13 protein-coding genes are annotated in these 12,717 nt (G+C 51.5%); 3 read left to right on the top strand and 10 right to left on the bottom strand.

Annotated elements, in window-relative coordinates:
- Positions 1–121: 121 nt before the first annotated feature.
- The 10 genes from HDF15_RS21270 to HDF15_RS21225 form a co-directional block, all read right to left on the bottom strand.
- Positions 122–1,006, bottom strand: a complete 885-nt coding sequence (locus HDF15_RS21270; protein ID WP_184259246.1) for an LLM class flavin-dependent oxidoreductase — start codon at positions 1,004–1,006, stop codon at positions 122–124.
- A 280-nt stretch (positions 1,007–1,286) separates the two neighbouring features.
- Positions 1,287–1,673 carry an aspartate 1-decarboxylase gene (gene panD, locus HDF15_RS21265; protein WP_184259243.1) on the bottom strand — a complete coding sequence of 129 codons (387 nt, stop codon included), beginning with the start codon at positions 1,671–1,673 and terminating at the stop codon, positions 1,287–1,289.
- A gap of 143 nt (positions 1,674–1,816) precedes the next feature.
- Positions 1,817–3,457 (bottom strand): cyclic peptide export ABC transporter, encoded by a 1,641-nt coding sequence (locus HDF15_RS21260; protein ID WP_184259241.1) that lies wholly within the window; start codon positions 3,455–3,457, stop codon positions 1,817–1,819.
- Between the two features lie 1,357 nt (positions 3,458–4,814).
- On the bottom strand, positions 4,815–5,465 hold the full coding sequence (locus HDF15_RS21255; protein WP_221314553.1) for a 4'-phosphopantetheinyl transferase: 651 nt from the start codon (positions 5,463–5,465) through the stop codon (positions 4,815–4,817).
- Positions 5,466–5,481: 16 nt separating this feature from the next.
- Positions 5,482–6,261: a thioesterase II family protein gene (locus HDF15_RS21250; RefSeq protein WP_184259237.1), complete on the bottom strand. Its 780-nt coding sequence runs from the start codon at positions 6,259–6,261 to the stop codon at positions 5,482–5,484.
- A 163-nt stretch (positions 6,262–6,424) separates the two neighbouring features.
- Positions 6,425–7,348: a ferritin-like domain-containing protein gene (locus tag HDF15_RS21245; protein ID WP_184259235.1), complete on the bottom strand. Its 924-nt coding sequence runs from the start codon at positions 7,346–7,348 to the stop codon at positions 6,425–6,427.
- Positions 7,349–7,876: 528 nt separating this feature from the next.
- Positions 7,877–8,014, bottom strand: coding sequence for a hypothetical protein (locus HDF15_RS21240; RefSeq protein ID WP_184259233.1), 138 nt, complete (start codon positions 8,012–8,014; stop codon positions 7,877–7,879).
- A gap of 325 nt (positions 8,015–8,339) precedes the next feature.
- Entirely contained in the window at positions 8,340–8,519 is a 180-nt protein-coding gene (locus tag HDF15_RS21235) for a hypothetical protein (RefSeq protein ID WP_184259231.1), read from the bottom strand.
- 728 nt (positions 8,520–9,247) lie between these two features.
- Complete coding sequence (locus tag HDF15_RS26025; RefSeq protein ID WP_260331223.1) at positions 9,248–9,619, bottom strand: hypothetical protein; 372 nt, start codon at positions 9,617–9,619, stop codon at positions 9,248–9,250.
- A gap of 141 nt (positions 9,620–9,760) precedes the next feature.
- Positions 9,761–10,771 carry a LysR family transcriptional regulator gene (locus HDF15_RS21225; RefSeq protein WP_184259229.1) on the bottom strand — a complete coding sequence of 337 codons (1,011 nt, stop codon included), beginning with the start codon at positions 10,769–10,771 and terminating at the stop codon, positions 9,761–9,763.
- A gap of 296 nt (positions 10,772–11,067) precedes the next feature.
- Between HDF15_RS21225 and HDF15_RS21220 the strand changes: the two genes are divergently transcribed.
- The 3 genes from HDF15_RS21220 to HDF15_RS21210 all read left to right on the top strand — a co-directional run bounded on the left by HDF15_RS21220 (position 11,068) and on the right by HDF15_RS21210 (position 12,701).
- Positions 11,068–11,241 (top strand): hypothetical protein, encoded by a 174-nt coding sequence (locus HDF15_RS21220; RefSeq protein ID WP_184259258.1) that lies wholly within the window; start codon positions 11,068–11,070, stop codon positions 11,239–11,241.
- Positions 11,175–11,429, top strand: a complete 255-nt coding sequence (locus HDF15_RS26485) for a helix-turn-helix domain-containing protein (protein WP_184259227.1) — start codon at positions 11,175–11,177, stop codon at positions 11,427–11,429. Before HDF15_RS21220 ends, HDF15_RS26485 begins: the two co-directional genes overlap by 67 nt.
- Before the next feature lie 81 nt (positions 11,430–11,510).
- Entirely contained in the window at positions 11,511–12,701 is a 1,191-nt protein-coding gene (locus tag HDF15_RS21210) for a site-specific integrase (protein ID WP_184259225.1), read from the top strand.
- The last annotated feature ends 16 nt before the right edge of the window (positions 12,702–12,717 follow it).

The raw sequence follows: 12,717 nt of genomic DNA, 5'->3' as shown, positions 1-12,717 counted from the left end.
AGAAGTTCTTCCCTTGCATCTCGATAATGCTTGCATCGCAATCGGCATCAATGGGCTACGCATGCAAAATGCTTACCTATCGACCTGTCATAAAAACACGCATCGCTGCTAAATATTCCCGCTAAGTCAGTCTGGAACGAACCATCGACATGACAATAGCCAACTCATTCAATTCTCGCGTATTAACAGATGTTTCGATAACAAAGGTCGAGTTGCCCTGTTGAGCCAAATTGACCAGGATGTCAGCAACCTGCTCCCTGTCTCCCACCAGATAAGGACAATCGGACTGCCCCATTCGGAAGGGGTGCAGCCATACCCCCGGAACGGTTGGCACACTACTTTCTCCACGCTTGAGTTCGGCATGAAGGCCGCGCTTCCAGGTTGCATCCGTGTTTTGCATTGACACGTCCAGCATCTCAGGCCCTAAATCGTCATAAGGGAACAGTTCGATAGCCGCATCCCTGGCAGCATTCCAGCTATCCCTGGTCACAACACCGAAGTGAAGTGCGGCGGGCACACCTTTCAACTCATCAAATTGGACAGGTAGCATGCGCATACGACTGGCACCGATGCGATCTGCGATCTGTGCAGCGAATACAGAATGGCCCGCAACAAACAATCCTGGCATCAGCTTCTGCGGCACAGCTGGCAGCAGCTGTAATTTATTTACCTGATAGAAGTCGCCCTTCGAGCTTACGGGACGCTTGCTAGAAATAAGTGAAAGTAGAATCTCACTATACTCATTGAGCCTGCGATAACGGTCCTCGTGCTTCGTCGTATCTCCAAGCGCGGAAAGCTCACCTATCGAAGTACCGGCGATCAAATTAAGATGCACCTTGCGCTGGTAGATTTGAGCAATCGACGTTATCATTCGAGCCACCATAAACGGATGCATATGGGCCGGATTGACCGCAATGATAGGTTCGAGGTGCTTCGATGTAGCGATGATTGACTGCGCAAGGACCCACGGCTCAACGGGGGTACTCGTGCCGGTGAATAACAACATGCCGCAACAGCTGTTTGCGTCACTCCACTGTGCTAACGCCAAAGAATCCTGCGTATGACATAGCGAGTCCGGCGTTCGTGGGATTACGGTAAAGACGCTCAAAGAATGGTGATTACCTGATGTCATGTTTTACCTTGAATGGATGAACACTTCATAGGTGCCACAATCCGTGACACCTATGGTTAAAGTCGACTTCGACACAAAGCACGATGCAGTGAGATTGCATCAATCTCTGCGCTTTTGAGCTGAGTCACTATATACGGCGGCAAGCTCGTTTAGACTAATCCCAGTCTTGAACAGGAATATGATCTCGAAGCCCTTTGATTTGGTTTTTGTCATCCACAAAAACCAGCTGAGGCTTCCATCCCTTTTCAATATCTGCCTCATCAACCGTCGCGAATGCTGCGATGATGAGCAGATCTCCGAGTTGAGCCCGCCTTGCAGCTGAGCCGTTTAGAGAGATCATGCCGCTCCCGCGTTCTCCCTTGATCGCATAAGTGGAAAACCGTTCACCGTTATTGATGTTCCATATATCGATGCGCTCATTTTCAATGATATTTGCGGCTTCCAGCAGGTGTTCATCGATTGCACAGGAGCCCTCGTAATGCAGTTCGCTATGCGTAACGAAGGCTCGATGAATTTTTGACTTTAGCATGTGACGTTGCATGACATTTCCTTTGCCGAGTTCATATTGTTAAAGGTATGAGTTGAGTATTTGCAGATACAAGCAAAAGACTCAATCGAATCAGAAAGCTGCGAACCCGCAGTCCGTCTGTCTAACCGCGCTTTAAACCTTCTTACGTGAAATCTTTAGCTGACCTTGCTGTCCAATAATGGTTTAATCACGCCATCTTGAAGTTTGATCACACGGTCAGCACAGTTGAAATACTGATCGTCATGAGAGATGACAATAATAGTTTTTCCTCTTTTCTTAAGCTCCGGCAAAAGCTCGGTATAGAAAACCTTCTTGAAGACGGGGTCCTGATCTGCAGCCCATTCATCAAACAGATAGATGGGGCGATCTTCCAGATAAGACGAGACAAGAGCCATGCGCTTGCGCTGTCCCGTCGATAGCTTTGTAGTCGAAAAACGGTTCTTCTTGATCTCAACTTTATGGGTTAGATCGAATTTATTCAGATATTCCTGTGCCAACACCATGTTCGAATCGTGTTCGCCAGACAGTACTTCATCGAAAAGGTAAAAATCTGCGAAGACGGCGGAAAATAAATTTCGGTAGTGCACCCTTCGCGAGTTAGAAACGATCTGGCCATTCAGTTCAATATGGCCGGAGTGTGGCTCGTAAAACCCGAGAATCAACATAGCGAGCGTGGTCTTGCCACTCCCGTTACCACCAACAACGAAGACCACTTCACCCTCGCGAATTGACAGGTTCAGCGGGCCGAGCATGAACGTCTTATCGTCTGATTGGCTTGGATATTGGTGACATACATCCACAAAGCAAATCAACGCCTCCGCCCCGCCAGCTTTTGGTAAAAATATGTCGCCAGAAGGCTCATCCACACTCTGCTCCCGATGCGCTGCGAGGTCTACGTTCAGATGTCGCAGCCGGAGCATAGCGATTTCAGCCCGTCGCAAATCAGGCAAGGATCCGACAAGATTGCTGACAGGCTGAATCAGGTAAAGCAATAAGAACGAGAGACTAATGCTTACCGCGGGTCCAATTTTCAGCCAAAAGGGAAACAAAAAAAATAGAAAGCCTATGGCAATAATGAACAACATCCCTCCAATATTCACGGCGAAGGAGTACCCTATCATCGCCTTCGAATAGAGGGAACGGAACCTTTGGACGGATGGAATAAAGACATTGTCGAGAAAGTAGGTTTTCCTCCGAGAGCTAAGTTGAAGCTCCTTGAGTCCTTCCAGGATTGCCCGAATATTTCCATAGAGGACATCTGTTTGTTCGCGCACCTGCTCCATTTGTGCTCGGGGCAGGCGCTCGAGTATATGGTAAATACAGGCTCCTGCCGCCAGAAAGCAAAGGAGTATCAAACAGCCACTCAACGATAGAAAAGCGGCATAGCAAAGACTAAAAACTATGACAATACCGTTGCCAATGACGTTTGGTACAAGGTGTGCAGATTGAGTGAGCATATCGATGTCCGATGTGAGCATCGCAGTCAATCCAGGCTTTCCTATCGATTCAAGCTTTTTATATTCTGATTCCAAAAGGTTTACGGATGATTTCACACGGAAATCAAGAATCATATCCTGCGTTAGGCTGATCAGCAGAATTTCTGACGATATGCGACTGGCAATTTGCACAAAACAAAGTCCGAAAAATGTCCAAACCAGACTTGGCAAATGATTCCTCTGCACCGCCCCTTGACTGATCACCTCGATCACGCCCACTGCAGAAACGCCATTGATGACGCCTACAATAATCGCTAGCGTGAATCGAAATGGCATTTTCCTAATAAAATAAGCAAACATTGAATTGATCCAGCTCCTTCAACGAAAACTTGCCGAAAGAGTCAGCCTTTCCGGTAAGCAGTAATACCTTGGGGAGGCACCGGTAAAACTGGCGCTACTTGCCGAGCAATGAGGCACCGATTGCCGGATTGCCCTGAGCCTCGTGTTAGACATAGAGTTATCTAATAATTGAGCCATGCCCTCCGCTGATACGTGACACAACAACGATTCCACCAATTGCCCCTAGTGAAGACACCTAGTAAGTCCGTATATCTCTTTGTCGTTTGCAAAAACAGGGGGTTGTGACATTTTTCCTCCTTGATGCAATGAACATCGCAGGTTAGGTTTTGTTGAGCCCATACGACATGGTGGAAGAAGCTTGTTTGGCGTCTGCTGTCTAAGGATATAAACAACTCAGTCTGGCTTTTATTCCCAACATGTTCTCCATGCGTGGAAAATGTTGGGAAAAGCCGGACCGATCGGTTCCGATCTAGCGCGAAATGATGACGATTGGGTGGTCCTGCTGATATCCCCCTTGGAAGACGGAGATGAGCATCGTTTTAATTTTTATGAGATTCATACCCTTGGGTATACCGTCAGCAATACTGCGCTAAGATCTTCTATATCACTCGCTTTTAGAGGTCGACTTTTTATTTCAGTCATGCAACCGCTTATCTTAAAATGACTGGTAAAATTTCTTGGCGTAAGGATCGCGAAGTACACAGGTACAACTCTCCCGTGCATCACGGGCTATGCATGAAGCCAGACCAAGTGGGGGCCAGGAGTGTTGTAATCTAGGCCGTCGAGTGGACTCGGCAAGGATGGTGCTTCACAGTCACGACTTACTAATTGGGCAGCTGGGATAAAACGGGAATGAGCGTCGCTGACAATCTATCGAGGAAGCTACGGTGGGAAATCCCTTCCACAGACTTGAAACCAACATGTTTTTGTAGAAACGACAAGACGAGACTGCAATTGACTAAAGCCGTTATCCCCTCAGGAGTATGGGGTTGGTCGACTATAGTGCTTTATCTTTGATGCTCACGAACGTAGCCTCTTTGAGGCCGCTTGCGAATTAGTTACCTTTCTCAGACAAATCCTGCGCCAGCAGTTGGACTTCCTCCTTCAGGTTTCAGCAATTCTATAACCTTCCAACGCTTTTCCATTGGCACTCGGAGATCTTGTCATCGGTATTTGAAATGCTCGGCGCACACTACAGGGAATCGCCACAATGGCGAAAATATTTAGAAACTGATACTAAGCTCGACGTTAGATTGTTCAACACTATCCTTTCAGATAAGCTCGAACATTTGTGCTCCCGCTATTCCGGGTCATTGGTAGCGCAGTCCACAGCATTCTGCACGTAGCCCTCTTTTTTCTAATGACTACAAACAGGGGCACGCACTGAGACACAAGTTAGAAGGTGTGAACCGGTATTGAGAAAGGCACCTCTTAGGAGACTCGGGCAGGAGGGGGCGTTGCGAAGCACAATCGCTTGGAAGGTTTGCGTTCCAGTATGGACTTGAATTTCTACCTGATCGAATTCTAGCCAGCATTTCTCTAATGGATACCAGACTTTATAGATACTTTCCTTGATACTGAACAACAAGCGATCCCAGCAGACATCTTGCTCCTTGCGACTTGCAATCCACGCTAGTTCCCTCGGGCGTGCGATTAGTTTGAGGGTTCCTGCAGGAAGCGGCTCATTCGGCTCGGCATCAATGCCTATAGTGGCATAAGCTTTAGTGCCTGCAACCGCCGCAGCACAATAGTTTTTACAGTGGGTGATACTACCGACTACACCCTCTGGCCATAGTGGCTCATGCCGCTTGCCCTGCAAGAGTGGGGCTGACGGTCTACCAAGCAAGCGAAGGGCTCCTCTCGCACATGTACGACCTGCCGCAAACTCTATGCGCCGCTTGTCCACTGTTCTTGGTCCAAGCAGTTCTTCCTCTGCTGGAAGCAGGCTGCCCGACAAACGTCCAACCTGCTCGGAGCAATAAATTCCTGCGGGAACAATAGTTCCCATCAACGTACTTGATATTTTAGAGCTCACGCCATTTTTTCTCCACTGGTTGATATGATTTGGGCTCTAAACCTTTCAAACTGCTATATACATCTTGAATCACATGCCTATCTGAGAAAAAGAAGTGGCCACCAGAGTAGCTACGTGAAGTGAAATCTCCAGTTGTCACAAGCTGCCACAACCGCATGTCAGCCTTCGGTGTCGCTTGGTCTTGTTCCCCAAACAACACGGTTAGCGGAACTTGGAACTGGTGCGGCTTGTGGGGTCTATACGTCTCGACGAGTCGAAAGTCCGAGCGTAGAACAGGCAGATAGAACTGCATGAGGCTTCTATCCCGTAAGATCTCCTCCGGGGTGCCACCTAATTGGCTTAGGTGATCGAGGAGCGCGGCATCATGGAAGGCGCTAATATCTGGATCCTTTTGGGGAACAAAGGGCGGACGTGCTCCCGAGACAAAAAGCTGGACAGGCCCTGGATAGCTTGCGGATACCAATTCTGCCGTGACTTCATATGCGAGCAAGGCACCCATGCTATGTCCAAAGATCGCATACGGCCTGTTGGTAAAAGGAGTAATTGCCTCCGCGATCATCTGCGCAAGAGCGTGGAGTGAATTTACAAACGGCTCTTTCATGAGGCGTCCGCGTCCTGGCAACTCTATAGCGTAAGTATCCAACCAAGGAGGAGCCACAGATAACCAGTCTCGATACGCCCCGGCGCTCCCACCGGCATATGGGATACAAAACAGGAGTGGACGCTGAGAGGAACAGGCAAGTGGAGGGAAAAGCGAGAAATTTGTCACCTTAATAATCTAAGCCGTCCTTGTGCACATTGCGTCTCAATGAAGAACCCCGTCGCAAGCAGCGGGGTATCTAAACTGATTGAGTGATGTACTCACTCATCCCCATGACTTATGCCGCGAGCGGCGGAGTATCAGACCCTTCTGTCGAATGGAAATATTACAACTAGCTAGTCGCAATATTTCCATTCAAGCCTGCGGGGAAGAAGCCGCCTTTGGATACGCCGGTCTTGCCAGCAGCGTTATAGACAATCTGAAGGACCTGCGAGGTGCTACGCGTGAAAGCTGTTGCGAGCGGCACAGAGGTTGTTGCCGTGGCTGTGCTGGAGGTAGCGAAGAAGCCACCGGCTGCGGTTGGACCCTGGGTCGCCAGTACCTCCGCGCCGGGATCGCTGGTCGGAACATCCAGAGAGTCGGCTGCGGCAAAGGGGGCTGACTGCTGAATGGAGATCAGACGCAATGCGCCTGCCTGGAAGCCTTCTACCGCCAGAATCTGCGCCGCATAGGCGAGGTTCGTTCCGGTCAGCAGAGCGGTGGCTCCCGCATAGGCTGTTGTGCCTACATCCTCAAATTGGCGAGCGATGGTGATGATGTTGGCCGACGTGACGGCTCCGGCTGCCGATAGATCCAGAGCTGGCCGTGCAACATGGCCGCTGCCGATCAGCGATTGCAGATCGGCTACATGAGACATTTCGTTGAAGAAGATCTCGTTGAAGATATCGGTGATCTGCTGGTTGGGAAATGCAATCTTTGCGCTTGGAGCTCCAGTGATGGCTCCGCTGCCCGCGGTAAGGTTGGAGGGGAGATCGGTACCTTGAGTCGCAAAGGAATAGAACGTTGCCTCAAGGTACTCGAGATTCAGTGCGAAGTTCAGAACATCGGTCTCTGAAGGGCCGGCCGCCATCACGGTGGATGAGCCGTTCGAGTGCGAGTTACCGCATCCGCCCAGAAGTGCCATACTCCCCGCAGCGCCAGCAAGACTAAGCCCGGCCATAAATCTTCTACGGTTTAGGGTCCGCTCAGCGCGGATCGCTTTTGCCTGCTCGACTGTTATCTGCTCGAACTCCGGTGCCTGTGTCTTACCTGCCATTGGAAGTGCTCCCTGTTTTGCATCAAACTGCTGTCTAATAAAACACGGGAGATGGCAATTTATTCCAAACCTCTTTGGGATTTTGAAAGCGAGTCAATTTCTAGAGCCTGTTGTCGCCTTGGAACAAGTTAACTACTTTTCGAACGGCTCCTTGGTTCCGTAGATGGAGGGATGGGAACGAAGCAGTCCGGGTATCCGAGTAACGTAAGCGATGAGGAATGGAGTTTTGTCGCACCATATCCGGAGGATTCGGTGCGGTGGACACGCTAGGTCATCTTCTGGCGCTGCAGGTAACCTCTGCCGATAGCAGGACCGTGCGCAAGTGGAGCAACTGGCTGCCGAGGTGCAACGGATTACCATGCCGTCGTTGTGGCAGGCGAGGAGGAAGCAGTTGTTTCATTCGGCAAGTCGGGGACAATCAAGCTTACACCACCTCCAAAGCCATTCTGCGCAGTCACGTTGATCGCACTGGTAGCGGTAGCATTCTGATTTAGATAAAGCATCGGCTGTGATGCGGTAATGGCAACATCAGGTGCATCCAAACTGCACATGGGCAGCCTGGAGAAGTCCGCCACTTCGACCGGTGATCGCCAAAATGTTTCCGGCAGGCGTGGCGCCGTTCGTCTGCACCTGCACCGTGGCCTGTCCGGAACCCACTAGGATCACAGAGCAGCCTGGCACCGACTTGGGCACAGTTCCAAATGCTGCCCTCTATGCCTAAGACACAATCAAACCCACGCCACGGTTCACAATGTCCAGCGGACTGCGGTACTCCTTCCAAACGTCCCCCAGCACTTTTCTGAACTTTGCTCCACGCATTGCATTCTCGTGGGCACCCGATAAGAAAATCGACCTGGGTCATCAGTTTTCGCAGCGGCATCTTCGACGCTCCCGCGCCAGTCAGCTACACCACGGAAGTCTACCGACTTAACGGAGTAAGGCAGCAGTCCCTCATGGTCTACACTCCAAGCTACGGCACACCTTTAACTAATTAATCCATCACCTGCCACGCGAGGATACTTCTCTTTACCGCCGAACCGGTCAGATTCGTGCTGTCCAGCACGAGTTGGAAGTGCGGGATCGATCCATCAGGGCGTCGTATGCGGTTCAAGAACGGAAGCAACAAGAAGTCATCGGTAACGAAGTCCCAAGCACTCTCGGTGCCTGCCATCGAGGTACGAGCGAATCCTACTCGCGAGAATTGCCGCCACTGCTCCGTGAAGCTTCTCTGCCAACCATATTGGCAGTCGCTACCCACTCTTGACCCGGATGGTCATCTTTCGTGTACCCAAGTGACGCTGCTCGTAGCTCGCGGCGAGCGAGCTTGGTTTGCGTCAGTGACATCTTCTTCCATGTTGCCGATGAATGAAAGAGTAGTGATACGGAACTACGAAGGCGGCAAGGCTTTTGGGAGCGAATTGAAGCCGGGACTTTCGATTCGGTTGACCGATGGCTTACTGTCTTCCTCAAAGGTGAGTGATACTCCTGTGATCAACCTTTCATTAATGAGCGAAGCGCTTTTCGTTGTGCCCTCGTGAGTCAGAGCCCAAATTCAGCGGCAAGCTCCGAAACAACCGCCGGAGGCACCGCGGCTTCACCGGTAGCAAAGGCCGCGTGAAATGCCTCAGATTCCCCGGTTGTGCAGTGCATTCGTATCGAATAGACGATATTGTTTGTTGCCAGTACGAGGCGCTGTTCTGCATTGCCCCCAAACCACAACTCTGACTGTCCGTTATTAATGCGCCTCGCTATCAATGCTCGATCCACCATGCAAACAAGTTTAGCTCGCAAGATTCATCAGTTTGATTAGCAACTGAGGTCTTAGCAAGCGACGAATTCAGATTCGCATGAAAGTTTCGGCGAGACTAGGCGGCTAACCATGACGGCAAGCATGGCGCTCTACAGTTGGAATGACGCACTTTGGTCCGTAGCAAGTTGCTGTCCGGTTTGGAGTGCGGACGACTTGACTACGTCATGAGACAGTTTCTCGACAAGAGACGCCACATTATCGGTATAGATATGGGCATCATGCGATCCCCGCGACACGGCCACGTATGCGAAACGCTTGTTGAAGGTTCCCATAAGGGTCTGTGCTCCGGAAAAGTCCATCGTGCCTTGCGCATGAGCGACGCTCGAGAGCGTAAGCGCAAGCAGAGCAGGCGCTATCGCGCGCACTACGCAGAGCAGGTTTCGTTTAGAAAAGGGTTGTGCCAATCGCTTGGCAAGGCGGGCTGAATTACCTGGGATAACGACGCGGTATCTACGGGACATCGGCTCCTCCATCGACTGCTCTCAGTCGGGAATATGCCGTGATGATTAGGCTCGCACCTGGGTCGCGTCCAATACATATTATTTATCGGGCGATAGCTCTGAAGTATCACCTCGTTCTATCTCGCGTTGATGCTTCAACTTCTAACCCAGGAGTGTCATCTGAACCGGACCATCTGTAGCACGTCGCGAAGGACGCTTTCCGTTTGAGATAGGGGTTTGCAAGGGGACGGATAGTTTGTTGGGAGCCACCTCCCTGCCATTCTGAGAGAGGTGCTTCATGAGCCGCTTCACCAGGATTGGAACGGTCTTCGGATGACGCACTTTGTGATAGATGAAGGCCGTATCCACAGTCCAATCCACGTCGGCAATGGGGCGGGTCGTCAACTCTTCATCGAGGGTTGTTCCCTCCCGGAGTAGCGCCAAGCCATGTCCCCCTTTTACCAGCGACTGCATCTCGGAAGGATGGGAGGCGCACGAGTAATCATTGAGCTGCACACCAGCATCTTTAAGGAGTTCCTGCAAACGTGCGTGGGCATCGGGATGACGTTGCGGGTGATACAGGACTGCAAGATTGCCCTGCAACTCTGTAGCCTGTAAAGAAGCTTTCGCGGCAAGTGGATCGTCTCTCCTCAAACAGACGACGAGCCGGTCTCGCCGCAATTCTTCGATGTATAAATCCGGATGACGTAAGGGCAACGTCACAAAGGCGGCATCGACAGTCCCCGAGAGTATTTCTTCCGCCAGATGCGCCGCGTCTCCGTGCGTTGGCCGCACTGGGCATATGGGGAGAATCTCTTTGTGTAGATCGCAAAACGTTTGAAACAGTCCCTGCTCAACCAAGGGAGTGCATCCAAATCGGACGGAACGAATCTCACCGCGCTCAATCGCTATGAGTGCATCGATCACTTCATCGCGTGTTTCCAGCAAGAGCCGGGCTAAGACCTTGAAGGCAACGCCGGTCTCCGTGGGCCGAATACGGCCGCCCTTCATCTTGCGAAAGAGCCGAACCGAAGCGTTCTCCTGAAATTGCCTAGCCTGAACGCTGAGATTGGGTTGCGCGGTGCGCAACTCCTCCGCAGCAGCTCGGAATCCCTGTCTCTCAAGGATTGTCAGCAAATATCTGAAATGGCGAAGCTCGGCCCATTCATACATAGCGCACTGCTCGACGGAGGGAGCGCGCTCGGCCCGACTTCAAACGAGCGGATAACCGCATCCCCACCTGTGGAAATTCTGTCAATACAGGTGCCAGTTATCAACAGAAAAATCCATTTTGGCCATAATTACGCTCCGAGGGGAGATGCCTGTTTTCGACGAAGTCGTCCCGAAGTGATACGTAAAACGTATCACCCGATAAATGGAAAGTATTGGACAGGACTCTTCTGCCGAGAGAGGCTAGGCATATTTCCCGGCATCTTCCGATGCCGTCATTCCACCTTTGGAGATGCTGTATGGCTTTCGCAGCAATCGTTCAGCAAATGCCTTCAGGGGATGTCCCTCTGACCATCGAGGACGCTTCTCAGATGAAGTTCCGAAATCCTTTCGATAAGGAGGCGGTATGCTTCCATATTCAGACGATCGTGACTTTCCAGAAATCGAAAGCCGTAGCGTTAAAAAGCCTGTAGTTACAGTGCGGGAACTTCCGGAGCCGTTGCTAGACTCCGACGAAGCAGCGTCCATTATGAAGATCCATCCCAAGACCCTACAAAAGTTGGCACGCAAGGGAATCGTACGCGGCGTTCACATAGGTAAGCTCTGGCGCTTTCGGCTCTCAGAGATCGAACGGTGGATCGACCATCAAATGGCGAGCTAGAGCCAACAAACTTATCGACCTCTGCCCGGCGTAGCGGTAACCTAGATGTAGCCATCCGTTACGCCTGAGACAGGAGAAGACATGTCAAGGCGAACACGGTATCAACAAGGAAGCGTGCGACGCGAAAAACGGCGGAGCGGGCCTGATGTATGGATTTTTCGGTGGTATGAGACTGGAACCGACGGCAAGAGCAAGTACCGCAAGGCAATCGTCGGCACAGTCGATACACTCGCAAATGAAGCATCAGCTCTCAAAGCAGCACAAGCGTTGCGCATCGACGCCAACCAAGAAACCCCGCAGGCAGGAACCGGTCCGAGTACAGTCGCGATGCTCGTTGCGCATTACAGGTTGAAGGAATTGGCCGGTGATCGTAACGGGAGAAAAGCGTTCTCTACGCGGTCTGCCTATGAATGCAATCTGGAGAACTGGATTCTTCCGCGTTGGGGAGATCACACGCTCGACCAAGTGAAGTCCGTCGCAGTCGAAGATTGGCTGGACGGCATCAAGCGGGCGAAAGGCACACGAGCCAAGATTCGGAATCTCATGAGCGCACTCTTCACACACGCGATGCGATACGAATGGTCGGATCGAAACCCGATCAAGCTCGTTCGACAGAGCGCGAAGCGAGAGCGCATTCCCGATGTTCTGGAACTCTTCGAAATTCAACTCCTGCTCGGCAAACTCGGTGTTCGGGAACGGACGCTCGTTTTGCTGGACGCCGGGACGGGACTTCGCATTAGCGAACTTCTGGCCCTGCGGTGGCGAGATGTGGACTTCGACAATCTTGAACTCAATGTGACCCGTTCCATCTGGCATCAGGTGGTGGGCGACTGCAAGACGGAGGCATCAGCCAAGCCGGTTCCGCTGGATAGTTATATGGCGGAGGACTTGTTGCGCTGGCGTCGCCAGAGCGCCTATCCACTGATTGACGATTATGTCTTCGCCAGTGAGTCCATGCGGGGTAAACAACCGTACTGGCCGGACAACCTGATGAAGCGGCATATCCGTCCGGTTGCGAAGGCAGTCGCCATCCATAAACGAATCGGCTGGCATACCTTCCGCCATACCTTCGGCACACTGCTCAAGGCCAATGGGGAAGATGTGAAGACGGTCCAGGAGCTTTTACGGCACGCCAACAGCAGGATCACGCTTGAGGTGTACACGCAGGCGACGACCTCGAACAAGCGGGCTGCACAAAGCAAGGTTGTAAGGATGATGGTTCCAAATCTGGGTGAAACGAAGGGTGAATCACACCCTCAAATTGAGGGGTAAGGTGCTTATTGCACCC

It is taken from the genome of Granulicella mallensis, assembly GCF_014203225.1.
Taxonomy (GTDB): Bacteria; Acidobacteriota; Terriglobia; order Terriglobales; family Acidobacteriaceae; genus Granulicella; species Granulicella mallensis_A.
This window is presented reverse-complemented; position numbering and strand designations above follow the sequence as displayed.

What these genes read in the sequence shown, in the direction of transcription:
- HDF15_RS21270 (WP_184259246.1), bottom strand. Translation starts at nt 1,006, where the DNA reads ATGTTGTTATTCACCGGCACGAGTACCCCCGTTGAGCCGTGGGTCCTT.
- panD (WP_184259243.1), bottom strand. Translation starts at nt 1,673, where the DNA reads ATGCAACGTCACATGCTAAAGTCAAAAATTCATCGAGCCTTCGTTACG.
- HDF15_RS21260 (WP_184259241.1), bottom strand. Translation starts at nt 3,457, where the DNA reads ATGTTTGCTTATTTTATTAGGAAAATGCCATTTCGATTCACGCTAGCG.
- HDF15_RS21255 (WP_221314553.1), bottom strand. Translation starts at nt 5,465, where the DNA reads ATGGGAACTATTGTTCCCGCAGGAATTTATTGCTCCGAGCAGGTTGGA.
- HDF15_RS21245 (WP_184259235.1), bottom strand. Translation starts at nt 7,348, where the DNA reads ATGGCAGGTAAGACACAGGCACCGGAGTTCGAGCAGATAACAGTCGAG.
- HDF15_RS21235 (WP_184259231.1), bottom strand. Translation starts at nt 8,519, where the DNA reads ATGGCAGGCACCGAGAGTGCTTGGGACTTCGTTACCGATGACTTCTTG.
- HDF15_RS26025 (WP_260331223.1), bottom strand. Translation starts at nt 9,619, where the DNA reads ATGTCCCGTAGATACCGCGTCGTTATCCCAGGTAATTCAGCCCGCCTT.
- HDF15_RS21225 (WP_184259229.1), bottom strand. Translation starts at nt 10,771, where the DNA reads ATGTATGAATGGGCCGAGCTTCGCCATTTCAGATATTTGCTGACAATC.
- HDF15_RS21220 (WP_184259258.1), top strand. Translation starts at nt 11,068, where the DNA reads ATGGCTTTCGCAGCAATCGTTCAGCAAATGCCTTCAGGGGATGTCCCT.
- HDF15_RS26485 (WP_184259227.1), top strand. Translation starts at nt 11,175, where the DNA reads ATGCTTCCATATTCAGACGATCGTGACTTTCCAGAAATCGAAAGCCGT.
- HDF15_RS21210 (WP_184259225.1), top strand. Translation starts at nt 11,511, where the DNA reads ATGTCAAGGCGAACACGGTATCAACAAGGAAGCGTGCGACGCGAAAAA.